The following is a 23,627-nucleotide window of genomic DNA, read 5'->3' as shown; positions in this document are numbered from 1 at the left end:
ACAGCGGAGAGCGGCGCGGCATGGCGGTCGCGACGACCTCACCTCTGAATGATCTTCGTCCAGACGTCCCCGAGGATCGCAGGCTCGCGCGGCGGCAGATAGGTCAGGCCGGCTTGCTTGCCGAATTCGGCGATCTTGCCCTCGGCCGCAAGATCCGTCAGCGCCTTGTTGACGGCCTCGATCAGCGCAGGATCGCTGCCAAGTCCGACATAGCCGCGATTGGCCCCGATCGGATAATAATAGTCGGAGGCTGATATCGCCGTATCGGGATGCGCGGCGCGGTGGGCGTCGTAGCGCGCGAGATCGATCAGGGTCGCATCATATTCGCCGCGATCGAGCGCGCCCAGCAGGTCGTCGCGTGCGGGCACGAGATGGGTGATGTTGTCGATCAGTCGCCCCTTGTCGAAGGTCATCAGGATGGCGTCGCCGAGCGATCCGCTTTCGATCGCAAGACGAAGACCGGCGAGGTCGCCGATGTCCGCAATCTTGCGGTCGCGTGCCTTCGGCCCGAGCACCACCGTCATCGGCGAATAGACGTAAGGCCGGCTCGGCGCGAGTACGCCGAGCGCAACGCGGCGGCGTCGGTCGTCGCGCGTGGCGCCCGCGAAATCCGGCAAGCGCGCCGTCTTCAGGCCGGGCTTGACGAGGGAATCCGTCGTCAGCGCGTAGCCGCCGACCAGCGAGCAGCGGCCGTCGGACAGCAGCGCATTGGCCTCGAGCTGCGGGCTCGAATCCTCATCCAGCTTGCTCTCGAACCACTGGATCCTGAGCGGGCGTCCCATCCGGTCCGCGATCGCCTGCGCCAGCAGCACGTCGAAGCCCGAGTCCGGCTTGCCGCGGTGATGCGCCGAGAGTGGCGGCCGGTCCTCGTCCAGACAGATGCTCAGCGGATCTGCCGCCCATGCCGCCGTTGCCGAAGCCGCGAGCATCGCGGCGAGACCGAGTACTGCCAGCCGGCCCCTCATGGCTTCCTCCGGCTCGAGATGAAGGCCCAGAGATTTCCGATCTCGTCGTCGTTCAAGATGTCGCCCCAGGGCGGCATCTTGTTGTTCTTGCCGTTCTTCACGGTGGTGACGAAGCGCGTCCTGTCGTCGGGAAAGGCGCGCAGGTCCGGCGTGATGGTGCCGGAATTCATCATGTTGGGGCCGTGGCAGTGCGAGCATTTTTCGGCATAGGTCGACTTGCCGTGGTCGATCTGCGCCTGCAGCGGATTGCCGTTCGAATCATCCGCGGCGCGAACGGTCGCCGCAAGCGCGACCGTCAGCACCGCGACGGTGGCGAGGATCGCCACCGTCTTCTGAGCAATGTCTCTCAACGTGTCTGGCCGTTACTGCTTCACCGCAAAGACCCACAGCGAGCCGCCGGGCGGCACCTTGGCCAGCCGCTCGTCGCCGGAGAACAGCGAGTAGACGCCGCCATAGCCGCTGGTGACGGCGATGTATTGCACGCCGTCCTGTTGCCAGGTCACCGGCTGTCCCTCGATGCCGGAGCCGGTCTGGAACTGCCAGAGCTTCTTGCCGGTGTCGGCGTCGAAGGCCTCGAACTCGCCGGTCAGCGCGCCCGTGAACACGACGCCGCCCGCGGTCGACAGCACGCCGGAGAACCGCGGGATGTCGCTTGCCGCCTCCCACTTCGCCTTGCCGGTCATCGGATCGATCGCCTTCAGATGGCCGCGCGCGCCGTCACCCCATTCCCAGGGATCGGTGAGGTCCATGCCGAGATACCATTCACCCTGCTTGAAGGTGGCCGGTTCCGACTTGTACCTGCCGCCGAAGGCGAGCGTGTTGGCGTAGGCGAGGCCGGTCTGCGGGTTGAACGACATCGGCTCCCAGTTCTTGCCGCCGAGGACTGACGGATAGATGACGACCTTCTTGCCCTCGCGCGCATCCTTGACGACGTCGGTCTCGATCGGGCGGCCGGTCTTCATGTCGATGCCGGTTGCCCAATTCACCTTCACGTAAGGATTGGCCGCGAGCACCTTTCCGTTGGTGCGGTCGAGCACGTAGAAGAAGCCGTTGCGGTTGGCATCCATCAGCACCTTGGTCGGCTTGCCCTCGACGTTCATGTCGGCGAGGACCATCTCGGCCACCGAGTCATAGTCGAACGGATTGTTCGGCGAGAACTGGTAGTGCCACTTGATCTTGCCGGTCTTGGGATCCATCGCCAGCACGGAGCAGGTGTAGAGATTATCGCCGGGGCGCACGGCCGCGTTGAACGGGCCGGGATTGCCGATGCCCCAATAGACCGTGTTCAGCTCGGGATCATAGGAGCCCGTGATCCAGGTCGAACCGCCGCCGAGCTTCCAGGTGTCGCCCTTCCAGGTATCGCCGCCGGGCTCGTCCGGCGAGGGGACCGAATGGGTGCGCCAGAGATGCTTGCCCGTTGCCGGATCCCAGCCGTCGATGAAGCCGCGGGTGCCGAACTCGGCGCCGGAGATGCCGGTGATGACGACGCCGTCGGCGACCAATGGCGCCACCGTCATCGAATAGCCTTCCTTGATGTCGGCCGCCTTCTGCCGCCACAGCTCCTTGCCGTCCTTGGCGTCGATCGCGATCACGTTGGCGTCGAGCGTGGTGCGGAACAGCTTTCCTTCGTAGAGCGCGCCGCCGCGATTGATGATGCCGCAGCAGACGATGCGCGGCGTCTCGGCGGGATATTCGATCTTGGATTTCCAGATCTGCTTGCCGGTCTTGGCATCGACCGCCATGGTCGCGTTGTGGGAGGTCACGTAGATCACGCCCTGGTACACCAGCGGCTGCGATTCCTCGCTGCGATCGTCGTTGAAGGAATAATTCCAGACCGGGACGAGGTTCTTGACGCTGTCCTTGTTGATCTGGTTCAGCGTCGAGAAGCGCTGGAGATTGTAGCCCATCCCGTAGTTCAGAACGTTCGACGTATCGGTTGCGCCCTTGACCAGTTGATCGGTCGTCTGTGCGCTCGCAACCGAGCATGCGGATATGACGAGGCTCGCGGCCATCGCAAAGCGTTTCATCCGTTCCTCCCAATATGCGCGCCTTTTGACGCTGCGATTGCAACACTCCGCCCGAAAGCAAAACCCGTCAATACGAAAGTCGAAAGCGCGCTGCCGATAGTTTGGACGCCAGATGCCAGGCTTGATGCGGTAATCTCCGAAGAATTTTGCTCGTCTTGCGCGAATGCGCTGCACCAATTTCCACGGCGCGAAGATTGGCGCAGCGCGAAAATCTTGGCGCGAACGGGTTCGACGCGGCCGAAGCATTGCAATTCGGCTTGAACCGGGGCGGGCTTGCGGACTTATGTTGTCGCGATCCCCCGCGAATCGGGGTTCATGGTCAGGGAGGACAAAATGATATCGCGTCGCTCAGTTGCGCTTGCGCTCACGTTTGCCGTGCTCTCCGGTCCGGCCTGGTCGGCATCCGCCAGCGCCGTCAAGATGTTCGACACCGACAATGACGGTACGCTCGATCTCGCCGAGGTGAAGAAGGCGGCAGCCGCGCTGTTCGCGAAGCTCGATCCCGACCATGATGGCACGCTCGACGCGCGTGAATTGCGCGGACGGTTAACGGCGAAAGAACTCGCCGCCGCCGACCCCGATCACGACGGGACGCTGACACTCGACGAATATCTTGCCGTGGTGGAGCAGCGCTTCAACGCGGCGAATCCCGACAAGGATGGAACGCTGGATGCGAAGGAGCTGAATTCGCGCGCGGGTCGCGCATTGCTGCGACTGTTGCGTTGAGAACAGCCGCGCTTGACTGGGAGCGAAGGCGGTTTGCCCGAGAGTGAACTGCATGCGTGTGACGCGACAGTTCGCTGTGTTCGCGGTCCGATTCCAGGCTTGCGCAGTTGCTGAGGCAGCCCTAGGTTTTGCCCGGCGCGATGTCGCGCTCAATACTTGGGGAGACCCGAATGGCCTGGAAAGCTCCGAAGATCGTGGAAGTGCCGGTCGGCATGGAAATCAACATGTACGCCTGCGCTGCGCGCAAGTAGGACTGAACGACCTGCCGCGGCTTCGATGGCGGATGCCGTCGAAGCCGTGGTAGTGTTCGTGATGCGCATTGGAGCCCACACAATCTGGACGGCGGTCGCGTGCACGCTCACGCTCGAGCCAATGTGCGCCAGGGCCGAAGAGGGCTTCGACACCGAACACATCTTCGGCTTCATGATCGGCAGCGATGTCGGCAATGTCGGCGAGCGCGAATTTCAGACCCAGACGACGGGACGCTTCGGCAAGAGCGGCGGCACCTATCGCGCCCTCGGCCAGGAGGTCGAGATCGAAGTCGTGCCGCTGCCGAATTTTCGCATCGAGGTCGGCGCCACCGCCACGCTGCACGACATCACCGGCGTCCCTGATATCGACGACCGCCGCCAGTTCAACTTCCAGGGCCTCTCGCTCGACCTGCGTTATCGCCTGCTCGACCGCGAGCGCGCCCCGTTCGGGATGACGATCGCCGCCGAGACCCATGGCGATCGCATCGACGAGGTCAGCGGCGCCAAGGGGCGGATGTACGGCACTGATTTCACCCTCGCCTTCGATCGCGAGCTGATCCCGAATTTTGCGATCGGCGCGCTCAATCTGATCTACCAGCCGGAATGGACACGCTTCGAGGTGAGCGGGCTGTCCGAGAAGAGCTCGACCATCGGCGCCGCTTTCGCCGGCATGGTGCGCGTCAGCCCAAACGTGCTGCTCGGCGGCGAGATGCGCTACTTCCGCCAGTATGAAGGCATCGGCCTCGGCGCGTTCTCAGGGCAAGCCCTGTTCGTCGGACCAACCGCCTACTTCCAGCTCTCCGAGCAATCGCGGCTCACCTTGAGTTGGAGCATGCAGGCCTGGGGCCGTCCGGCCGGAACGGGCGCCAATCTCGACCTCGTCAATTTCGAGCGGCACCAGGCGCGGCTGGTGTTCGGGATTAACTTCTAGCGGAGCGGGTTCCAGCGCATCCCTCCCGCCGGATTGAAACTTCCGGCTCCTCGGGACGTATCCATTTGTGCTAGACTTAATTCCGCGCGAGGATCCCGGCATGAATCCGATCGACCTGGTGGTGACTGTGTGTGCCGTGCTCTCGCCTGCGACCTGCGAGGAGCAGCATATTGTGTTCAACTACGCGGGGTCCCCGACGCAATGTGCGATGGCCGCGCCGCCCTATATCGCGCAATGGGTCGGTGATCACCCGAAGTGGCAGGCCGTGCGCTGGCGCTGCGAGTATCCGCACCCGGACGACAAGGCGTGAGGCGGCCGCGTTACTTCGTACACTCCTTCAGATCCTTGTCGGCGATCGAGAACACCGCGTCGGCCTTGATCTCGATGTCGCGGACGACGCATTGCCGTGAGTTGGGATAGCTGACCTTGGCGTCGTAGCGGCCGGGCTCGACGCCGGTGATGCGCAGCCGCTCGTCGTGGTCGACCTCCTTGTCCTTGTCGTTCAGGCACTGGTTCGGGCCCCAGTCGGTCTTGCCGCTGGGCGCGAGCTGGAAGCCGGAGATCGTCTCGCTGGTCAAATTCCAGAGCCGGATGCCTTTGCCCTTGGTCTGCGCGAGCGCCGCGCCCGGCAACGCAACCAACACGATGCCGATCGCAATCAGCTGACGGCGCATGGTGACCTCCCAAGAAACTTCCCAAGCAATCTGGTTTGATACAGTTGACCACGAGTTCTCATTTCGATTCAAGCGCCAGTGCTGCGAGCTCCGCCCTGATCCTGGCAAGCTCGGCCTCACTGCGCTCGGCGCGCGGAATCGAGATCGGCACCTCCCGCACGATGCGCGCCGGGCGCGGCGACAGGAAGAACAGGCGGTCGCCGAGACGGATGGCGTCGTCGAGGCTGTGGGTAACCAGCAGCGTCATCACCGAGTGGTTCGCGACGAGCATCGCGATCTCGTCGCGCAGGCGGCCGGCGAGCGCATCGTCGAGCGAGGCGAGGGGTTCGTCGAGCACCAGCAGGTCGGGCTCGACCGCAAAGGCGCGAGCGAGCGCGACGCGGCGGGCGAGGCCCAGCGACAGTTCGCCGGGGAAGTGGCTGCGATGCGCCTCCAACTCCAGGATTTTGAACAGCTCCGACAGCTTGGCGTCGGTCACGTCGGGCGCCGCCAACCGCACGTTCTGCTCGACCGAGCGCCACGGCAACAGCCGCGGCTCCTGGAACACCATGCCGATCCGCGCCTCCGGCGCGCGCGTGATATGGCCCTCGAAGTCGCGGTCGAGCCCGAGGATGATGCGCAGCATCGTGCTCTTGCCGCAGCCGGACGGACCGATCAGCACGCCGACCTCTCCGCCTCCGAGCGAGAACTTGATCGGCGCCAGAACGTCCTGCGTCCCGCCCGCCGCGTTCTTGAACGTCTTGCCTGTGATCTCGACCTCAAGCCGCACGGGGCCGCCACCGCGTTGCGCGGGCCTCGAACGGCTGCACCAGCGCCGTCTCGATCACGAGCACGACCGCGGCGAATGTCAGGGAGTAGGCCAGCAGGCGCGGCGTGTCGAACAGCTGGAAGGCAACGCCGATCTCGAAGCCGACGCCGTTCGGCCGCCCCAGCAGCTCGGCGACCAGCACGATCTTCCACACCAGCGATAGGCCGGAGCGGGAGGAGGCCGCGATATAGGGCGCGAGCTGCGGCAGCACGACATGGCGGAAGGCGCGCCAACGCGGCATCGCGAACACGGTCGCCATCTCGTCAAGCGAACGGTCGAGCGCGCGGGTGCCCTCGCGCAAGGTGACGACCGCCGTCGGCAGCTTGTTGATGGCAATCGCTGCGATCGCCGCGGCCTCGGTGAGCCCGGCCCAGATATAGGCCAGCACGATCACCACCAACGCCGGCAGGTTCAGCAGCAAAATGAGCCAGGGATCGCCAAGCCGGTCGGCGAGCTTGACCCGGCCCATCCAATAACCGATCGCGCTGCCGAGCGACATCGCCAGCACGAAGGACAGCGCGACGCGCGCCAACGTCGCACCGAGATGCAGGAACAGCGCGCCACTTGACGCTTCCGCGATAATGACATTGAGCACGGCGGGCGGGGAGGGCAGTTTTGCGCCGCCGACGAACAGCGCGGCTGTCCACCAGATCGCAAGGAGCAGGGCGATCGACAGAAGGCGCAGCACCTCAATCTCCAGGGACTGCGTGATAGAACGTGCCGGGATCGAGCTCGGCCGCCGGTCCGACCAGGTCGCGGCCGCCGATCTCGGCCAGCACGCGATAGAGCACGCGCGCATCCGCTTCCTCATCGTTGATGTTCCGGCGTGGAATGCCGTCACGATAACGCTCGCGGTAGGTCTTGAGCATCGTGAGATCGGTCGCACCGGTGAGCGGGGCGATCCTGTCCCAGGCCGCATCCGAGGTAATCAGCAGCTGCTTGGCCTTGCGGGTCATGGCGATGAAGCGTGCCACGGCATCGCGATGGCTCGCGGCCCAGCTCTCGTCGAAGACATAGCCGACGGCGGAGACCGCGCCCTTGGCGCCGAGTTTCGGCAAAATCTCCTCGATGCCGGCCAGGCGCCGAAAACCCTTGGCCTCGAGCTGGGCGCAGAAATTCCAGAAATTCAGGCTCGCATCCATCTCGCCGTCGAGCGTCTTGGCGGCGATCAGAGGCGGCGCGCCATAGGCGATCGTCGCATCCGATTTGAGGTCGATGCCGTCCTGCTTCATGCGCGCCTGCAGCAGCAGCCAGCTCTTGTCGATGGGGCCGCCGCCGACGCCGAGCTTGCGGCCCCTCAGATCGGCGAGCGTCTTGATCGGCGATGCCGCGGGCACCATCACCGCGCCGAGCGCGCTGGAATAGGGATAGAAGGTGAGCTTGGCGCCGAGCGCGCGCTCGCGCGACACCCACAGCCAGTCCGACAACATGATGTCGGCATTGCCGGCGCGCAGCGCAATCTTGCCGGCTTCAGGGCTCGCAAGCTCGGTGACCTCCAGCGACAGGTCGGCCTCCTTGTCGAGCCCGGCCTCGCGGATCGTCGCCAGTTCCCAGGAGAATGTTCCGGTCTTCTGCACCGCCAGGCGAATGGTATCCGCAGCATGGGCCGGCGTACCCAGCGTCAGCACCATCGCGAGCGCCAATGTTCGTCCCAAAACTCTCATCACCTTGTGAGCCATTTTCTCGAAGCGAGTGCTTTTCAGGACAATAGGCATAGCATAGCTTCCATCGCAACCAGCGGGAGGACGCTCATGAGTTTTGCGGGACAGGTACGACCGATTGTCGCCGCTGTGGTCGTGCTCGCGGCGACGGCTTACGCGGCGCAGGCCGAGGAGGCCAATGATTATCCGACGTCGGCGCGCGCGGAATATGTCTATGGCTGCATGAAGGCCAATGGCGAGACGCGGCAGGCAATCGAGCAATGCTCCTGCTCGATCGACGTGGTCGCCTCGATTGTCAGCTACGAGCGCTATGTCACCGCGGAGACCGCGCTCAGCATGTCCCAGGTCCAAGGCAATCTCGGCACCCAGTTCCGGACATCAGAGCAGGCGAATTCGGCTGTGAACGATTTGCGGCGGGCACAGGCCGAGGCTGAGGTGAGGTGTTTCTAGCGATTGCCGCGCAAGCGGTGCCTTCTTCCTTCTCCCCTTGCGGGAGAAGGTGGCGCGTAGCGCCGGATGAGGGGTTCTATCCGCGAATTCCAACGAGAGCCGTGTGAGCGGAGACATACCCCTCACCCCGATCGCAAGAGCGATCCACCCTCTCCCGAAAGGGGAGAGGGGAAGCAGCTTGCCTTAAGTCCCCGGCTTCTCCACGTCCCACTCGTTCCGGAACACGTGGCCATCCGTGTCCTTGGCCTCCGCGCGGAATCGCTTTGCGCCGTTGGAGACATAGGTGAAGCGCAGGTTGGGATCTTCCGAGATCGAAATGCCGCCTTCCATCGACAGCACGGGGCTGTCGTCCTGCGTCAGCTTCAGCTGGTTGACGAAGAAGGCGGGAATATAGAGCTGCGTGACCTGATCCATCTGCAGGCCGGAATTGTTGGGATGGCCGATCATGATCTGGGCCTCGCGGATGCGGCTCGCCGGCGCCTCCTCGCGCGCGAACTGCCGATAGCGCATCTGGCCGAGGCGGTTCTGGGCCTCTTCCGCGTTCTTCCCCGCCGGGGCCGAGCAGCCGCCTGACGCTTTCACATAGGTCTTGGAGACGTAAAGCTGGCCGTCGCTGAGCTCCGCCACCGCATGAACGTCGGTGTAATTGTTGACGCGCACGCGCGTGGAGATCTCGGTGATATTGGCATCCGCACCGAGCTCGAATTTCGCCGCCATCGGCGCCGGGTTGCGGTCGATCACCAGCGTGATTGAGCGGATGCGGCGGCTATCTGCCGGCGACAGCTTGCTGCGCAGGGTCACCGGCACGATCGCCGCGTCCTCCGCGCGATAGGGCATCTCGATGGCGATGACGTCGTTGCCATCGTTCATCGGACGGTTGCTGAAGATATCCTGCACCAGGCCCGGCCAAGGATCGTAGGAGGCCTCCTCAGCGCTCGCAGGCCACGCAAGCGCGATGCCGAGTGCGGCCATCAGGAGCAGGCGGCGTGTGCATCCCGTCATGGTCAAGGTCCTGCGCGGACGAAGCATTGTTCAGACGTAAGGTAGCGCGTCCGCTACTCCCATTCAATTTCCGAAAATGCTGCGGTTGCGTTGCGGGCGTTGTAGTCGTCGAACAGTTCCCAATGCGGCCGCTCGGTGGCGGCTGCCTTCTCCGCCGCGGTCCGGATCGGCTCGCCCTTCTTGTTCGAGGCACGGACGTCCGACAGCAGCGTCGAGAGGTAACGCCGTTCATCGGCGAGCGCGGCAGGCCAGTCGCTCACAGGGCCGTGACCGGGAACGACGCGGACCGCCGGAACTGTCTCCAGCTCCTTCAGCAAAGCAAGCCAGCCGCGAATGCTGCCATCCACCACCGGAATGTGGCGGAGAAAGACCAGATCGCCTGCGAACAGCGTCCTGGTCGTCTCGTCGAACACCGTCAGGTCATTGTCGCTGTGCGCTGCAGGCCATGCCCGCAAGGTCAGCCGGCGCGATCCGAGATCGAGCGTCATGGTGTCCTTAACCAGCACAGTGGGCGGCACGATCTTCACCGGATCAATCAGTTCGCCGCCCATGATGCGCCGGAAATTATCGAGATAATACGGCCCGCGTGTCGCCAGCGCCTGCGGCAGCTTGCCGTGGCCGACGAAGCTGGTTCCCTCGGCAACAAAAGCCGCATTGCCGAAGACATGGTCGGGATGACCATGGGTGTTGATGACGTAACGGATCGGCTTCTTGGTACGGGCCCGCACCGTGGCCAACAGCGCTTCGCCTTCACGCAGGCTGCCGCCGGTATCGATTACGGCCACCGCATCCTCGCCGACAATGAAGCCGACATTGGCAATGTCGCCTTCATTCTCGCGGGTCATCAGGGCGATGGTCCCGGAGTGCACGAAGATTCCCGGTGCGACTTCGCTCACAGGCAATTCGGCCGCCCCGGCGCGTGCTAGCGTTGCGAGCCCCAGCAGGGACAGGGCTGCGATCTTTGACGTGAGATGCGACACTTTTCCGCCTCAGTTCAGGACTTGCCGCATTGCACTGCAGCACAACAAGCCAACGCAAAGTTTGGCAAAACAGGGTGCGTCCTGCGTTGCATGGATAGCATTCGAATGAAATGAGGAGGAAGCGGGATGGAGGCCGGACGACATCGTCGCTGGTTGTTTTCACTGTGTGTGATGGTGGCGTCTTGTGCGATCGGCGACGTCGCTCGAGCGCAGACGACCGATGGTGGTGACCTTTCGTTCGAGCTGGTCGACCCCAAGGTGCTGCGCGTCTGCGCCGACCCGCGCAATCTGCCGTTCTCCAACGAGAAGGGCGAGGGGATCGAGAACAAGCTCGCCGAGCTGTTCGCGGACAAGCTGCAGAAGAAGCTCGACTACGTCTTCTTCCCGCAGGCCACGGGCTTCGTGCGCATGACGCTGGGCGCGCATCGCTGCGACGTCATCATGGGCTTCCCGCAAGGTGACGACCTCGTGCAAGGCACCAATCCGTATTATCGCACGTCCTACGCGCTGGTTGCGAAAGCGGGCAGCGGGCTGGAGGACGTCGACACGCTCGAAGACCCGAAGTTGAAAGGCAAGCATGTCGGCATCGTCGCCGGCACGCCACCGGCGACCAACATGGCTATTGCAGGTCTGATGGGCGATGCAAAACCCTATCCGTTGATGATCGACACGCGCTACGACAATTCGGCGCAGGCCATGATCGACGACCTCGCTGCCGGCAAGATCGACGCCGGCGTGCTGTGGGGACCGATGGCGGGATACTACGCCAAGAAGGCCGGCTCGCTGCACGTGACGCCGCTGGTGAAGGAAACCACCGGCCCAAAACTGGTCTATCGCATCGGCATGGGCGTGCGCGCCGCCGACCAGAATTGGAAGCGGCAGCTCAACAAGCTGATTCAGGAGAACCAGGGCGAGATCAACAAGATCCTGCTCGACTTCGGTGTGCCGCTGCTGGATGAAAACGATCGGCCGCTCGGTGCGGAGACGGCCAAGAAGGCGCCATGAAGCGACATCTTGCCGCCGCGCTCGTCGCCGCCATGCTGGCGGTGCCGGCTTTGGCGCAGCAGCAGGAGCCGTTCGAGCCCGAGGGCTATCGCACCGACAATTACCGCGCGCCGGTGCCGGCGATGCTGGAAGGCGCGCGCGTGCTGACGACGGCGGAGACCGAGGCGATCTGGCGCGCGAAGAGCGGTTCTTTCATCGACGTGCTGCCGCGCGCCCCGAAGCCGAAGAACCTTCCCGCAGGCACGGTATGGCGAGATGCGCCCCGGAAAAACATTCCCGGCAGTATTTGGCTGCCGGACACCGGCTATGGCGTGTTGCCATCGGCGACGGACAATTATCTTCACCGCGGTCTCATGCAAGCCTCGCACGGCGACAAGGCCGCGCTGCTGGTGATCTATTGCCTCGCCGATTGCTGGATGTCCTGGAACGCCGCCAAGCGCGCGCTCGCCTACGGCTATTCCAACGTCGCCTGGTATCCCGAGGGCACCGACGGCTGGGAGCGCGCGAAGCTGCCAACGGAGGAGGCACAGCCGGAGCCGCGGCCTGAGCAGTGAGCGAGCCGCAACTCTCTCCCCGTCATTGCGAGCGCAGCGAAGCAATCCAGAATCTCTCCGCGGAGGGACTCTGGATTGCTTCGTCGCAAGTGCTCCTCGCAATGACGATGTCGCCCTACTGCTTCTGCAGCTTCGTCAGCGTGCCCGCGCCATCCGCGTCGGTCGCGGAATACGTCACCCGATCGCCGGCATGGACGGCATCCAGCATCGCGGCGTCCTTGGCCTTGTACTGTTGCAGCGCGCCAGCGCCGCCGGCACTGCCGCCGACCGTGCCCTTCTGCGTCTGCTGGATCGAGATCGTGCTGTTGAGCCGATTGATGCTGGTGACCATTCCGGTCATGTCGTCGGCAAAGGCGGGGGATGCGAGCATGGTGATGGCTGCAGCACCTGCGAGGATGAATTTTGCTGTTCCCATCGGGGCCTCCCGGCATTTGGAGATTCACAGGACAAGCCATCTTAGATCGATTTGGTTCCGGCAGATAGCGCGGCAAAACATGAATGATCGCGTTGATATCGCGGGAACTTTTATGAAAGCTGTCAGCAGGACTGACGCTATAAGACTGACGCTATTCCATTTCCTGCTGGATGACGCGGCCGAGCGCGAACAGGCGCTGGTCGATCGTGGTCGGAACCTCGCAGACGAATCGCACCACCTTGCGGCGGTCCTCGAAAATGCGGGTCTCCCAGATCAGCTGGTTGCTCATCGCGTCGACCTTGGTGTCGTCGCGCGGCGTGGCGTCCTGCAGCGCCTGGAGCTGGATGGTCTCCTCGCGGATCTTGTCGGCGGCCTCGCGCTGCTTGCGGCTGACGCGTTCGAGCCCACCCATGACCTGGGAGCGCTGGGCATTCAGCGTGTCGAACAGGCCGGCGAACAGCAGTTTTGCGTTGGCGGTCTTGTCGGCCGCGGCGCCGCTCAAAAATTCCTTCACCGACTGCTCGGCCTCGTCCAGCGACGTCTTGCGCGCCGCCAGCTTCGAGACCAGCGCGCTGACCTTGCTGTCGTCCTTCCACTTGCTCCCGGCGTCGTCGAGCGCAGGACCGGCCCAGACCGCGGCGAGCGAGATCTCCGGAACCTTGGCCTGCGAACAGGGCCAGTCGGGATAGCGCGGATCGGCTGCGCGTGCGGCGGCGGTCGAGACCGCGAACGCAAGGGCTGCCATGGCAAGTGTCCGAGCAAGTGTCCGAACCATCATCCTTCGCCTCCCGCAGACCCGCGCCGTGCCAGCCCGCGCGAGGGATCATAGGCATAGATCGCGGCGATCATGAAGACGATTGTGCACGCTCCGACCACGGCCAGCGAGATCCAGTTGATCTGTCCATAGAGCGCAAAACGTATCAGCTCGACCGCATGGGTGAACGGATTGGCCTGGCAGACATAATAGAGATAGGGGCTGCCCTCCTGCACCCGCCACAGCGGGTAGAGCGCGGAGGAGGCAAAGAACATCGGGAAGATCACGAAGTTCATGACGCCGGCAAAGTTCTCGAGCTGCTTGATGCCGGACGAGATCAGCATGCCGAGCGAGCCCAGCATCAGCCCCGACAGGATCAGCGCCGGCAGCACGGTGAGATAGCCGATCGGCGGAGGGGTGATGTCCCAGAACCAGGCGATGATCAGGAAGGCATAGACCTGGAGCAGCGACACCGCGGTGCCCGCGAGCAGCTTGCAGAACAGCAGGAAGCCGCGCGGCAGCGGGCTCACCAGCAGCGTGCGCATATTGCCCATCTCGCGGTCATAGACCATCGAGAGCGAGGATTGCATGCCGTTGAAAAGCTGGATCATCGCCATCAGCCCCGGCGCGATGAAGACCTCGTAAAGGATATAGGTCTCGTAAGGCGGGATGATGGAGATGCCGAGCACCTGACGGAAGCCGGCGGCAAAGATGAACAGCCACACCAAGGGCCGCACCAGCGCCGAGACGAAACGCTCGCGCTGATGCAGGAAGCGCAGCCCCTCGCGCCAGACAATGCCGGTGAGGCAGGTCAGGTACTCCGTGGCCGAGAAGCCGCGCGGTACTTCGCGCGTGGTGATGCTGCTCATGCGCCGCCTCCCGGCATCACTTGCGCGCCGGTCAGGCGCATGAAGGCGGTGTTGACGTCCTGCGCCCCGGCTTCGGTGATGACGCGGTCCATCGGGCCCTGCGCCAGCACCTTGCCCTGGTGCAGCACCACGAGGTCGTCACTGGGCATGATCTCGTCGAACAGATGCGTGGCCCAGAGCACGCCGATGCCTTGCTCGGTCACGAGCTGACGAACATGGCTGATGATGTCGGCCCGCGCCTTGACGTCGAGCCCGACGGTTGGCTCGTCCAGCAGCAACAGCCGTGGCCGGTGCAAGAGCGCACGGGCGATCTCCAGCCGCCGCATCTGGCCACCGGAGAGGTCGCGTACCTTGCTAGCGGCGCGGTCGGAGAGGCCGATGCGCGCGAGCAGTTCGGCGCTGCGCGCGGCCGCCTCGCGACGGCTGATGCCGTGGAGGGCGGCGTGATAGAGCAGGTTCTGCGTCAGCGACAGATCGAGATCGAGCGTGCGCGGCTGGAACACGACACCGAGCAGCCGTAGCGCCTCGCCGGGCGTGCGGCTGATGTCATGGCCGAAAATGCCGACGCGGCCGGTCTGAATGCCGAACAGCCGCGTGATCAGCGAGAACAGTGTGCTCTTGCCCGCGCCGTTGAGGCCGAGCAGGGCGGTGAAGCTCGCAGGTCTCACGTTGAAGGAAACGTCGATCAGCGCGCGGCGCGGACCGTAGGAATGGCTGACGCCGTCGATCGACAGCGCCGGCACCGCGGCCGGATCGGGCCGTGGCGTCTCGCGTGGTTCGGCGATGGGAGCAGGGCTGGTCATGGCGCGATCGTGATGCCCCAGGGCAGCTCGCCCACCTGAATGGTCTTGATCACTTTTTGCGCGGCGACGTCGATGACGGAGACATCGTTCGACACGCCATTGGTGGTGAGCAGGTATTTTTCGTCCGGCGTGAATGCCAAGTGCCAGACGCGCTGGCCGACCAGCAGATATTTCGTCACCTTGCGCGTGGCGACATCGACCACGGCGACGCGGTTGGCGGGACCGAGCGCGACGAAGGCGGTCTTGTCGTCCTTGGTCATGCCGATGCCGACCGGCTGGATTGCCTCCTTCCTCAAGCCCGGAATCTCGAAATTGACCGTACCGATCACCTCGTGCTTCTGCGGATCGACGATCGACACGGTGCCGCCGATCTCGGAGGACACCCACAGTTCGGAGGCGTCGTGCTTGAATTCGGCAAAGCGCGGCCGCGCGTCGACCAGCACGTTGGCGACGATCTGGCGCGACGATGTGTCGATGAAATGCGCCATGTTGGTCGTCTCGGACGTGTTGATCAGGATCTTCCCGTCCGGGCTGATGGTCATGCCCTCGGGCTCGACACCGACCTGGATGTCGCCGAGGCGTGCGCGCTTCTCCAGATCGATCACGGTGACCGTGTTGTCGTTCTCGTTGGCGACATAGAGTGTCTTGCCCGCGGCATCCTGGGTGAATAATTCCGGGTCAGGCCCGGAGGGCAGGGTGTCGACAACGGCTTGCGTCTTGGCATCGATCACCTGGATGGTGTCGTCGTCGCCGACCGCGACCATCACGAATTTGCCATCGCGGGTGAACTCGATGCCGCGCGGGCGCTGGCCGACCTTGATGGTCTTGGTCACGGTCCAGCTGTCGGTGTCGATCACCGACACCGTGTTGCTCTTTTCGTTCGAGACATAGGCGATGAAGGCATGCGCGGGCGCCGCGACCAGCACCAATCCGGACAGCAATCCCACGCGCCACATGCGCAACATTCCACTGCGTGTTGGTTGTACCTCCCCCGCTTGCGGGGGAGGTCGCATCGCATCGCAAGATGCGATGCGGGTGGCGGCTCTTTCCTCTTGGGGGTTCTCGCGAGTCGAGACACCCTCACCCCGACCCTCTCCCGCAAGCGGGAGAGGGGGCGCAGCGTCGTTGCGGCGGCAGCTCGAACTCATCTCACAATGCTCATTTCAGCTTGCATTTGCTCTCCGGACGATCGTAGCCGAGCGTATCGAGCTCGGAGACCTGGTGCAGAAACCCTTCCTGCGGCGACACCGACACCACCATGCGGCCGTCGACCAGCAGGATCGGTTGGCGGAGCTGGAGATTCCAGTCGCGCAGCGTCAGCTTGGTGCCCTTGAAGGCGGCGACGGAGAAATCCGGTCCCTTGATGAAATCGGTGACCTTCTTGATGTCGCCGGAATTGGTGCGCGAGGTGGCCTCGCCAATCATGCGCACGGCTGTCCAGGCCTGCATGTCGAGCGCGGTCATGCGCCGCGAATTCAACTTCATGAAGCGGTTCTGCATCTGCGTCGCGCCCCATTGGTCCTGCGCGGCGTCCCAGCTGCGCGGCACCAGGCCGGCCGAGCCCGCGACGGGGCGGGGATCCCAGGTGCGGTAGGGCAGATAGGCTGCGAACACCTCGCTCTCGTCGGCAGCGACCAGCACGTCGTAGGCGGGCGCGGCTTGCGTGAACACCGGCATCTGCCGCTGGATCAGCGTCACGCCCGAGTCCGTGCGGCGCGCGCCGCCGGTGTCTTCGAAGGTGCGCTCCTGCACGATCTTGGCGCCGAACCGCGTCGCGGCGCGCCGGAGCGCATCGGCGTAGAGCTTGTCCTCGTCATGCGAGCCGACCACCAGCAGCCAGCGCGGCCATCGCTTCCACACCAGGTACTGGCCGAGCGCATCGGCCAGCATCGATCGCGTCGGTGCGGCATGGATCACATTGGCGCGGCAATCGGCCTCGCGCAGCCGCTCGTCGATGGCCCCGGCGTTGAACAGCAGCGTGCCGCGGTCGCGTAAGGCATCGGCGACCTTCAACAGCGCATCGGCCGGCAGGTCGGTGATGATAAAGCCATTGTGCTCGGCAAGCGCGGTCGCGGCCTGGACCACGTCCTCGGCCTCCTTGATGCGGCGCTCTTCCAGCACAAAACGCTGGTTGAGGAATTTTCCGGTGGTGTTGTTGTCCTCGATCGCGAGCTTCGCGCCGGCGACGCCGTCATTGTCCGCGGGCTGCTCGACCAGCGAGAGCGTCGATCTGGTGCCGGCGATGCCGAGATAGCCGACGCCGATCGTGACCGGGTCGGCCGCGAGCGCTTGCATCGCTGCCAGACACAGGCCGATCGGGCCGAGCAACCATCGGATCATGCTTCCTCCTGACGTTCTCCCCGGCTTGACCATCGGTGAAGAATTGTCTCTCTTGAAGCATGACCGATTTGGCCGGGCTTGCAACCCCGCATTTGGTCCTCACGCAGGCACGCCGGGAATCACGATCATGCGAGCGCTGATATGTTTCGCGGCTTTGCTGCTGATGGGTTCGCAGGCAGCTGCCGATCCGCCAAAGCTCGCCGTGTTCGATTTCGAGTTGATCGACACCAGCCTGCCGGGCGAGTTCTACGGCTCGAAGCCTGAGGAAGCGCGGCTTGCGCATATCAGCGACCAGCTGCGCAAGGAGCTGGCTGAGTCAGGCCGGTTCCAGCTGCTCGATATCGCGCCGGTCAGGGATGCCGCCCGTCACGCCAATCTGCAGGCCTGCGGCGGCTGCGACCTCAAGCTTGCCGGAGAGCTCGGCGCGGACCTCGAGATCACCGGCATGGTGCAGAAGGTCTCGAACCTGATCATCAATCTGAATATCTATCTGCGCGACGTGAAGACCGGCACCATGATCGCGGCGGCAAGCGCCGACATGCGCGGCAACACCGACGAATCCTGGTCGCGCACGATGAGCTATCTGATCCGCAACCGCCTGCTCGCGCCGAATTACGGCAAGCCGGAGTAGAGGGCGTTCTCACCCCCTCAGCCGCTCCGCGTGCCAGTGCAGATGATCGCTCATGAACGTCGAGATGAAATAATAGCTGTGGTCGTAGCCTGGCTGACGTCGAAGCGTCAGCGGGATGTTGGCCTTGTTGCAGGCCGCCTGCAGCAGCTCCGGCTTGAGCTGCTCTTCGAGGAAATTGTCGGCCTCGCCGACGTCGACCAGGAAGCCTGAATATTTCGCGCCGTCCTCGATCAGCGCCACCGTGTCATGGCTGCGCCAGGCATCCTTGTTTGGCCCGAGATAGCCGGTCAGCGCCTTGATGCCCCATGGCACCTGCGACGGCGCCACGATCGGCGCAAAGGCGCTGGCGGTGCGATAGCGGTGCGGGTTGCGCAGCGCCACGGTCAGCGCGCCGTGGCCGCCCATGGAATGGCCCATCACCGATTGCCGCTTGGCATCGACGGGAAAATGTCCCGCCACGAGCTTCGGCAGCTCGTCGGTGACGTAACTCCACATGCGATAATTGCGCGCGAACGGCGCTTCCGTCGCGTCGACATAGAAGCCGGCGCCCAGGCCGAAATCATAGGCATTGTTGGCATCGCCCGGCACGTCGGGCCCGCGCGGTGAGGTGTCGGGGGCAACGAAGATCAGGCCGAGTTCGGCGCAGGCTTTGCGGAATTCGCCCTTCTCGGTGACGTTGGCATGGGTGCAGGTGAGGCCGGAGAGATACCAGACCACGGGCAGCTTGGCGCCGTCGGCATGCGGAGGAACATAGACCGAGAACACCATGTCGGTTCCGGTCGCCTGGCTCGCATGGCGATAGACGCCCTGCACGCCGCCATAGGACGTATTGGTCGAGACAGTCTGGATCGTCATGCCGTTGTGCTCCGTGGCATCTCACCACATCGAGAATGCAATGCTTGTGTGACCGAATTAGTGGCGCGCTTTTAGGCCACGCCGCTGTCGATCGCCAGCCGCACCAGCTCGACCGAGGTCTTCACCCCGAGCTTCTGGCGCATGATCGAGGAGGTGTTGGCGACGGTCTTGTAGGAGGATTGCACCAGCCAGGCGATCTCGGACAGGCTTTTTCCGGCGCTGAGCAGCCGCAAGATCTCCATCTCGCGCGCATTCAGCTTCGACAGCGGGCTTTGCGCCAGTGTCGGCCCTGCGAAGGCGATGCTGCGCGCGATCGCGCTCGGCAGATAGGTGCCGCCGCCGCCGACGGTGCGGATCGCCTCGACGAGATCATCGGGATCGCCGGTCTTGGAAACGTAGCCCTTGGCGCCGCATTCGATCGCGCGCGCGGCAAAGGCCGGGTCGTCGTTCATGCTGAACATGATGATCCGGGCATCAGCCGCACGCTCGAGGATGCGGCGCGCGAGCTCGAAGCCGGAGACGGTCGGCAGGTTGATGTCGATCACGCAGAGGTCGGGGCGCTCGACGATGAAGACGCATTCGCCGTCTTCGGCGTCGGCGGCCTCCAGAATCTCGATCTCGCCTTCGTCGGCCAGCACGGCGCGGCAGCCGGAGGCGACGATGGGATGATCGTCGACGATCAGAATGCGCATAGGCGTTCCCCGTGACAGCGCGCTCCCGTGACAGAACTTGTCTGTTTTGCGCCGCATGATGCCGAACGAGGGGAGACGCGCGCGTCTCATGTCGGGTCATGCAACCCGGCCGGGATTGCTGTACGCTTCCGATTAGATATCGGGCGCTTCGTCTCTGTCAACGCTATCGGACAGCCGCGAGCGATCCTTCGTGGGGCAGGCGAGAGCAATGTGGCAAAATCTATCCTTGCGCGGGCGCATCAACCTCCTGCTGGCGCTGCTGCTTGCGCTCGGGCTCGCCGTCAACATTGCCCGCCAGGTCGCGGAGGCCGGTCCCCGCGTGCAGGCCGAGGACCAGAGCGTGATCCGGCTGGCGCGCGAATTCATCGAGATGATCGTTGCCGATCTCAACGAGGCGCCGGATCCCGATGCCAGGCTGAACCAGATCGCGCGTGACCTCAATCGGCTCCGCCATGTCAGCATTGCGCTTCGGGACGCCGGCGGGAACCCGCTGACGCCGCCTCGCACTGAGGCCGATGACGACACGTCTGGGCCGCCGGCCTGGTTCGTCAGCCTGGTTCATCCCGAGCAGACCGCCGTCAGCGTGCCGGTCTCGGTCCATGGCATGCCCGGCTCGCTGGTGATCACCTCGCATCCCAATGACGAGATCGCCGAGATCTGGGACGCCATCGTGACGCAGCTCGAGGTCGGTTCAGTCATCGCGCTGGTGCTGTTCCTGGTGATGATGAATGTCGTCGGCCGGGCGCTCGCGCCGCTCCAGTCATTGACGCAGACGATGGGCGAGCTCGAGGGCGGCCGTTACGACGCGCGTGCGGTGCCCGGCGGCGCGCCCGAGCTCGCTGCGATCTGCACCAAGCTCAATCATCTCGCGGCGACGCTTGGCGAGGCGGTCGAGGACAAGCGGCGGCTTGCCGAGCGCGCGGTGTCGCTCCAGGACGTCGAGCGCAAGGAGATCGCGCGCGAGCTGCATGACGAATTCGGGCCGTATCTGTTCTCGCTGCGCGCGCATGCGAGCGCTCTCGCAAAGCTCGCCGACGGACGCGAGCCGAGCGCAGATGCCGTGCGAAAACACGGCGGCGCGCTTCTTGAACAGATCAACGCACTGCAGCAGTTCACCCGTCGCGTGCTGGAGCGCTTGAGGCCCGTTGGCCTTGCCGAACTCGGCCTCGGCAAGGCGCTGGAATCGCTGTCGCGGCTGTGGCGGGAATCGCATCCCGAGGTGACGATCGAGACCACGATCTCGCCGGCGCTGGGCGTTACGGGCGAGACTGCCGACCTGACGATCTATCGCGTCGTGCAGGAGGCGCTCACCAACGCGTTCCGCCACGCCGGCGCGACCGCGATCAATGTGGTGATCGAGCCGGCAGAGCAGCCCGGCCGTGACGGCCGCGGTTGCGCGCGGGTGCGGGTCAGCGACAACGGCCACGGCATGGAGCCGGGCCAAAAACTCGGCTTCGGCCTCGTCGGCATGCGCGAGCGCATTCTGGCGCTGGGCGGCACGCTCAATGTGGCGTCAGGCGAGGGCGGTGTCACCGTGGAGGCGCTGGTTCCAACCGTGGCGGCCTGATTGCACCCGGTTAAATCGAGGAAAATTCACGATCGGGAAAAATTCCCGATTTCGTCGGGAAAACGGGTGCGAAGAGTGCCCGACCTTTTGTGGCTGGTCCAAGAGCCGCCGCCGAATACACTCGTCACGACCAAACGGCGAAAACCAAAACAGCCGAAGGTTGCGGGTGGGACAATGGGAATGCGCAAGCCGGGACACACGCGAATTCTGCTGATGGCCTCGGTCTCGACCGGGTTGCTGTCCGGGCTCTGTTTCGGGACCGACGCCCGCGCTGCGCAGGACGAGGAGACCAACGTCCAGAATTTACCCGCAGTCGAGGTGGTGGCACCGCAGCCAACTGCACGGCGTGCACCGTCGCGGCCGGTCGCACGGACTGCTGCGAGTGTCGGCAAGCCCACGGCCCCCCGGATCTACGTCTACCCGACCTCGCCCGGTGCCTCCGGCAGCATTGATGTCGACAAGATCCCGGCGAGCGTCAACGCGGTCGATCCGTCCCAGATCAAGCGCACCGGCTCGCTGAACATCGGCGATGCGCTTCAGCAATATGTCCCGGGCGTCAATCTCAGCGAAGTCACCGGCAATCCGTTCCAGCCCAACATCGAGTTTCGCGGCTATGTCGCCTCGCCGCTGGCCGGGACGCCGCAGGGCCTTGCCGTCTACCAGAACGGCGTGCGCATCAACGAGGCGTTCTCCGACACAGTGAACTGGGACGCGATCCCGACCGCGGCGATCCGCTCGGCCACGATCGTCACCAACAATCCCGCCTTCGGTCTCAACGCGCTCGGCGGCGCCGTCAATCTGCTGATGAAGGACGGCTTCACCTATCAGGGCGCCGAGATCGACGTCATGGGTGGCTCGTTTGGCCGCATCCAGGGCTCGGCGCAGTGGGGCAAGAAGATCGACAACAACTGGGCGGTCTATGGCGCGCTGGAAGGCGCGCATGACAGCGGCTTTCGCAATTTCTCCGCGTCGGAGATTCGCCGCTTCTACGGCGACGTCGGCTACCGCTTCGAGGGCAACGAATTCCACGTCAACATGGGCGTCGCCGACAATCATCTCGCCGGCCCCAGCACCGTGCCGATCGAATTGCTCCAAAATTACTGGGGCGCGACCTACACCACGCCGCAGACCAGCACCAACAAGGTCGGCTACGTCAATCTGACCGGCAAGGTCGAGGCGACGCCGACCTGGACGTTCGAAGGCACCGCGCATGTGCGCGGCTTCAACCAGAAGACCCAGGACGGCAACCCGACCAATGCCCAGCCCTGCGCCGATCCGACAACACTGTGCTTCGGTGACGACTCCACGCCGGCCTTCGGCCTCAACGGCGTCCAGCTCGCCAATCCGTTCGCGGCGGGTGCGGTGCTCGGCGAGATCGATCGCACCACGACGCGTTCGACCTCGTTCGGCATCTCCGGCCAGGCGACCAACAGCGACAGGCTGTTCGGGCACGAGAACCGTCTCGTGTTCGGCGCCAGTTACGATGCCAGCGTGACGCATTTCGACGCGAGCTCCGAACTCGGGACGGTGGGCGAGAACTACGTCGTCACGGGCAGCGGCATCTTTCTGGGACAGTCGGGCAATCCGACCTCGATCGGCCCGGTGTCGCTGCGCACCGTCAACCAGTATCAGGGCCTCTACGCGCTCGACACGTTCAACGTGACGGACGCGTTCGCGATCACCGGCGGCGGCCGCTTCAACGCCGCCCGCGTCACGCTGGAGGACCAGCTTGGCACCGCGCTGAACGGCGACCACACCTACAACCGTTTCAATCCCGTGATCGGCGGCACCTACAAGATCACGCCGGAGCTGACCGCCTATGCCGGCTATTCGGAAGCCAACCGCGTACCGACGCCGCTCGAGCTCGGCTGCGCCGATCCCAACAATCCCTGCCTGATCGCGGCGTTTCTCGTCTCCGATCCCGATCTGAAGCAGGTGGTGTCCAAGACCGTGGAAGCCGGCTTCCGCGGCACCAGGGAATTGGCCATCGGCTCGCTCGGCTGGAAGATCGGCGGTTTTCGCGCGACCAATTACGATGACATCCTGGCGCTGCCGATCGCGGGCCTGCAGGGCTTCGGCTTCTTCCAGAACGTCGGCTCGACGCGCCGGCAGGGCCTGGAAGCCGAGATCAGCCTCAAGTCCAACGAGGTCCAGTTCCACGCGAGCTATGCCTTCGTCGACGCCCGTTTCCTCGATGCACTCGACGTCGCCTCCAACAGCCCGACGGCCGTCGCCAATGGCGGCATCATCTCGATCGTGCCGGGCAACCAGATCCCGGCCATTCCGCGCCATCGCATCAAGGCCGGCATCGAATATGCCGTCACCGATGCCTGGAAAGTCGGCGGCGATGCGCTCTGGGTCTCGAGCCAGTATTATGTCGGTGACGGAGCCAATCTGGAGACCAAGCTGCCGGGCTATGCCGTGTTCAACCTGCACACGTCCTACCAGGTCACCAAGAACCTCCAGATCTATGGCAAGGTCGACAACGTCTTCGACAATCGCTACGCGACCTACGGCACGTTCTTCGACACCACCGCGCTGCCGAACTTCGCCAATGGCGGCAACAATTTCAACGACCCTCGCTCGCTGAGCCCGGCAAGACCGCGTGCGTTTTACGCAGGCGCGCGGGTGACGTTCTGACGCGGGCTGGAGGAGCGGAGGCCCGCC

Annotated in this window: 27 protein-coding genes; 10 read left to right on the top strand and 17 right to left on the bottom strand. The window is 64.4% G+C overall.

The annotated features are described in order from the left end of the window. Positions 1 to 38 precede the first annotated feature (38 nt). Genes V1280_RS15795 through V1280_RS15785 form a run of 3 tightly spaced genes read right to left on the bottom strand, consistent with a single transcriptional unit; the run spans position 39 to position 2,992 of the window. A complete protein-coding gene (locus V1280_RS15795; RefSeq protein WP_334525560.1) occupies positions 39 to 965 on the bottom strand; it encodes a substrate-binding periplasmic protein in 927 nt (308 codons plus the stop codon). Further along, complete coding sequence (locus V1280_RS15790; RefSeq protein ID WP_148771110.1) at positions 962 to 1,315, bottom strand: c-type cytochrome; 354 nt, start codon at positions 1,313 to 1,315, stop codon at positions 962 to 964. Before V1280_RS15790 ends, V1280_RS15795 begins: the two co-directional genes overlap by 4 nt. 12 nt (positions 1,316 to 1,327) lie before the next feature. Beyond that, positions 1,328 to 2,992 (bottom strand): methanol/ethanol family PQQ-dependent dehydrogenase, encoded by a 1,665-nt coding sequence (locus V1280_RS15785; protein ID WP_334525556.1) that lies wholly within the window; start codon positions 2,990 to 2,992, stop codon positions 1,328 to 1,330. 333 nt (positions 2,993 to 3,325) lie between these two features. Here V1280_RS15785 and V1280_RS15780 point away from each other — a divergent pair, with 333 nt between their 5' ends. The 4 genes from V1280_RS15780 (at position 3,326) to V1280_RS15765 (ending at position 5,210) form a co-directional block, all read left to right on the top strand. Further along, positions 3,326 to 3,718 (top strand): calcium-binding protein, encoded by a 393-nt coding sequence (locus tag V1280_RS15780; RefSeq protein WP_334525554.1) that lies wholly within the window; start codon positions 3,326 to 3,328, stop codon positions 3,716 to 3,718. Between the two features lie 170 nt (positions 3,719 to 3,888). After that, positions 3,889 to 3,969, top strand: a complete 81-nt coding sequence (gene pqqA / locus V1280_RS15775) for a pyrroloquinoline quinone precursor peptide PqqA (protein ID WP_012029362.1) — start codon at positions 3,889 to 3,891, stop codon at positions 3,967 to 3,969. A 25-nt stretch (positions 3,970 to 3,994) separates the two neighbouring features. Beyond that, the gene (locus V1280_RS15770; protein ID WP_334525552.1) at positions 3,995 to 4,900 is read left to right on the top strand and encodes a hypothetical protein; all 906 of its coding nucleotides are present in this window, start codon (positions 3,995 to 3,997) and stop codon (positions 4,898 to 4,900) included. Positions 4,901 to 5,000: 100 nt separating this feature from the next. Then, on the top strand, positions 5,001 to 5,210 hold the full coding sequence (locus V1280_RS15765) for a hypothetical protein (protein WP_334525550.1): 210 nt from the start codon (positions 5,001 to 5,003) through the stop codon (positions 5,208 to 5,210). A gap of 10 nt (positions 5,211 to 5,220) precedes the next feature. On the opposite strand, the gene V1280_RS15760 is transcribed toward V1280_RS15765, so the two are convergent. The 4 genes from V1280_RS15760 to V1280_RS15745 are packed head-to-tail and all read right to left on the bottom strand — an operon-like array spanning position 5,221 to position 8,046. After that, positions 5,221 to 5,574, bottom strand: coding sequence for a hypothetical protein (locus tag V1280_RS15760; protein WP_334525549.1), 354 nt, complete (start codon positions 5,572 to 5,574; stop codon positions 5,221 to 5,223). Between the two features lie 58 nt (positions 5,575 to 5,632). Then, on the bottom strand, positions 5,633 to 6,343 hold the full coding sequence (locus V1280_RS15755; protein ID WP_334525546.1) for an ABC transporter ATP-binding protein: 711 nt from the start codon (positions 6,341 to 6,343) through the stop codon (positions 5,633 to 5,635). Then, on the bottom strand, positions 6,333 to 7,070 hold the full coding sequence (locus V1280_RS15750; protein ID WP_334525543.1) for an ABC transporter permease: 738 nt from the start codon (positions 7,068 to 7,070) through the stop codon (positions 6,333 to 6,335). The genes V1280_RS15755 and V1280_RS15750 overlap by 11 nt, the downstream gene beginning before the upstream one ends. A 1-nt stretch (position 7,071) precedes the next feature. Next, positions 7,072 to 8,046: an ABC transporter substrate-binding protein gene (locus V1280_RS15745; protein WP_334538316.1), complete on the bottom strand. Its 975-nt coding sequence runs from the start codon at positions 8,044 to 8,046 to the stop codon at positions 7,072 to 7,074. A gap of 87 nt (positions 8,047 to 8,133) precedes the next feature. Here V1280_RS15745 and V1280_RS15740 point away from each other — a divergent pair, with 87 nt between their 5' ends. After that, a complete protein-coding gene (locus V1280_RS15740; RefSeq protein WP_334525540.1) occupies positions 8,134 to 8,493 on the top strand; it encodes a hypothetical protein in 360 nt (119 codons plus the stop codon). 183 nt (positions 8,494 to 8,676) lie between these two features. Here V1280_RS15740 and V1280_RS15735 read toward each other — a convergent pair whose 3' ends face one another. Continuing rightward, positions 8,677 to 9,495: a quinoprotein dehydrogenase-associated SoxYZ-like carrier gene (locus V1280_RS15735; protein ID WP_334525537.1), complete on the bottom strand. Its 819-nt coding sequence runs from the start codon at positions 9,493 to 9,495 to the stop codon at positions 8,677 to 8,679. A 53-nt stretch (positions 9,496 to 9,548) separates the two neighbouring features. After that, positions 9,549 to 10,475 carry a quinoprotein relay system zinc metallohydrolase 2 gene (locus tag V1280_RS15730; RefSeq protein ID WP_334525535.1) on the bottom strand — a complete coding sequence of 309 codons (927 nt, stop codon included), beginning with the start codon at positions 10,473 to 10,475 and terminating at the stop codon, positions 9,549 to 9,551. A 171-nt stretch (positions 10,476 to 10,646) separates the two neighbouring features. Between V1280_RS15730 and V1280_RS15725 the strand changes: the two genes are divergently transcribed. Both V1280_RS15725 and V1280_RS15720 read left to right on the top strand, forming a co-directional pair. Further along, entirely contained in the window at positions 10,647 to 11,480 is an 834-nt protein-coding gene (locus V1280_RS15725) for a substrate-binding domain-containing protein (RefSeq protein ID WP_334538315.1), read from the top strand. After that, positions 11,477 to 12,034, top strand: a complete 558-nt coding sequence (locus tag V1280_RS15720; RefSeq protein ID WP_334525532.1) for a PQQ-dependent catabolism-associated CXXCW motif protein — start codon at positions 11,477 to 11,479, stop codon at positions 12,032 to 12,034. Before V1280_RS15725 ends, V1280_RS15720 begins: the two co-directional genes overlap by 4 nt. A gap of 115 nt (positions 12,035 to 12,149) precedes the next feature. Here the strand turns inward: V1280_RS15720 and V1280_RS15715 are convergent, their stop codons facing one another. The 6 genes from V1280_RS15715 to V1280_RS15690 form a co-directional block, all read right to left on the bottom strand. Further along, the gene (locus V1280_RS15715; RefSeq protein WP_334525529.1) at positions 12,150 to 12,449 is read right to left on the bottom strand and encodes a copper-binding protein; all 300 of its coding nucleotides are present in this window, start codon (positions 12,447 to 12,449) and stop codon (positions 12,150 to 12,152) included. A 151-nt stretch (positions 12,450 to 12,600) separates the two neighbouring features. Further along, complete coding sequence (locus tag V1280_RS15710) at positions 12,601 to 13,194, bottom strand: hypothetical protein (RefSeq protein ID WP_334525526.1); 594 nt, start codon at positions 13,192 to 13,194, stop codon at positions 12,601 to 12,603. Between the two features lie 29 nt (positions 13,195 to 13,223). Next, positions 13,224 to 14,072 carry an ABC transporter permease gene (locus V1280_RS15705; protein WP_334525523.1) on the bottom strand — a complete coding sequence of 283 codons (849 nt, stop codon included), beginning with the start codon at positions 14,070 to 14,072 and terminating at the stop codon, positions 13,224 to 13,226. After that, on the bottom strand, positions 14,069 to 14,875 hold the full coding sequence (locus tag V1280_RS15700; RefSeq protein WP_334525521.1) for an ABC transporter ATP-binding protein: 807 nt from the start codon (positions 14,873 to 14,875) through the stop codon (positions 14,069 to 14,071). The genes V1280_RS15705 and V1280_RS15700 overlap by 4 nt, the downstream gene beginning before the upstream one ends. Then, positions 14,872 to 15,840: a YVTN family beta-propeller repeat protein gene (locus V1280_RS15695; RefSeq protein ID WP_334525518.1), complete on the bottom strand. Its 969-nt coding sequence runs from the start codon at positions 15,838 to 15,840 to the stop codon at positions 14,872 to 14,874. The genes V1280_RS15700 and V1280_RS15695 overlap by 4 nt, the downstream gene beginning before the upstream one ends. Before the next feature lie 193 nt (positions 15,841 to 16,033). Continuing rightward, on the bottom strand, positions 16,034 to 17,215 hold the full coding sequence (locus tag V1280_RS15690) for an ABC transporter substrate-binding protein (RefSeq protein WP_334525515.1): 1,182 nt from the start codon (positions 17,213 to 17,215) through the stop codon (positions 16,034 to 16,036). 127 nt (positions 17,216 to 17,342) lie between these two features. Between V1280_RS15690 and V1280_RS15685 the strand changes: the two genes are divergently transcribed. Continuing rightward, complete coding sequence (locus V1280_RS15685; protein ID WP_334525512.1) at positions 17,343 to 17,846, top strand: DUF3280 domain-containing protein; 504 nt, start codon at positions 17,343 to 17,345, stop codon at positions 17,844 to 17,846. 9 nt (positions 17,847 to 17,855) lie between these two features. On the opposite strand, the gene fghA is transcribed toward V1280_RS15685, so the two are convergent. Together fghA and V1280_RS15675 are read right to left on the bottom strand one after the other, a co-directional pair. After that, entirely contained in the window at positions 17,856 to 18,701 is an 846-nt protein-coding gene (gene fghA / locus V1280_RS15680; RefSeq protein WP_334525508.1) for an S-formylglutathione hydrolase, read from the bottom strand. 71 nt (positions 18,702 to 18,772) lie between these two features. Further along, complete coding sequence (locus tag V1280_RS15675) at positions 18,773 to 19,393, bottom strand: response regulator (RefSeq protein ID WP_027534106.1); 621 nt, start codon at positions 19,391 to 19,393, stop codon at positions 18,773 to 18,775. Between the two features lie 208 nt (positions 19,394 to 19,601). On the opposite strand from V1280_RS15675, the gene V1280_RS15670 reads away from it, so the two are divergent. After that, on the top strand, positions 19,602 to 20,960 hold the full coding sequence (locus V1280_RS15670) for a histidine kinase (protein WP_334525503.1): 1,359 nt from the start codon (positions 19,602 to 19,604) through the stop codon (positions 20,958 to 20,960). Positions 20,961 to 21,140: 180 nt separating this feature from the next. Beyond that, positions 21,141 to 23,600: a TonB-dependent receptor gene (locus V1280_RS15665; protein ID WP_442895131.1), complete on the top strand. Its 2,460-nt coding sequence runs from the start codon at positions 21,141 to 21,143 to the stop codon at positions 23,598 to 23,600. Positions 23,601 to 23,627 lie beyond the last annotated feature (27 nt).

It is taken from the genome of Bradyrhizobium sp. AZCC 2230 (assembly GCF_036924495.1).
Lineage (GTDB): Bacteria > Pseudomonadota > Alphaproteobacteria > Rhizobiales > Xanthobacteraceae > Bradyrhizobium > Bradyrhizobium rifense.
This window is presented reverse-complemented; position numbering and strand designations above follow the sequence as displayed.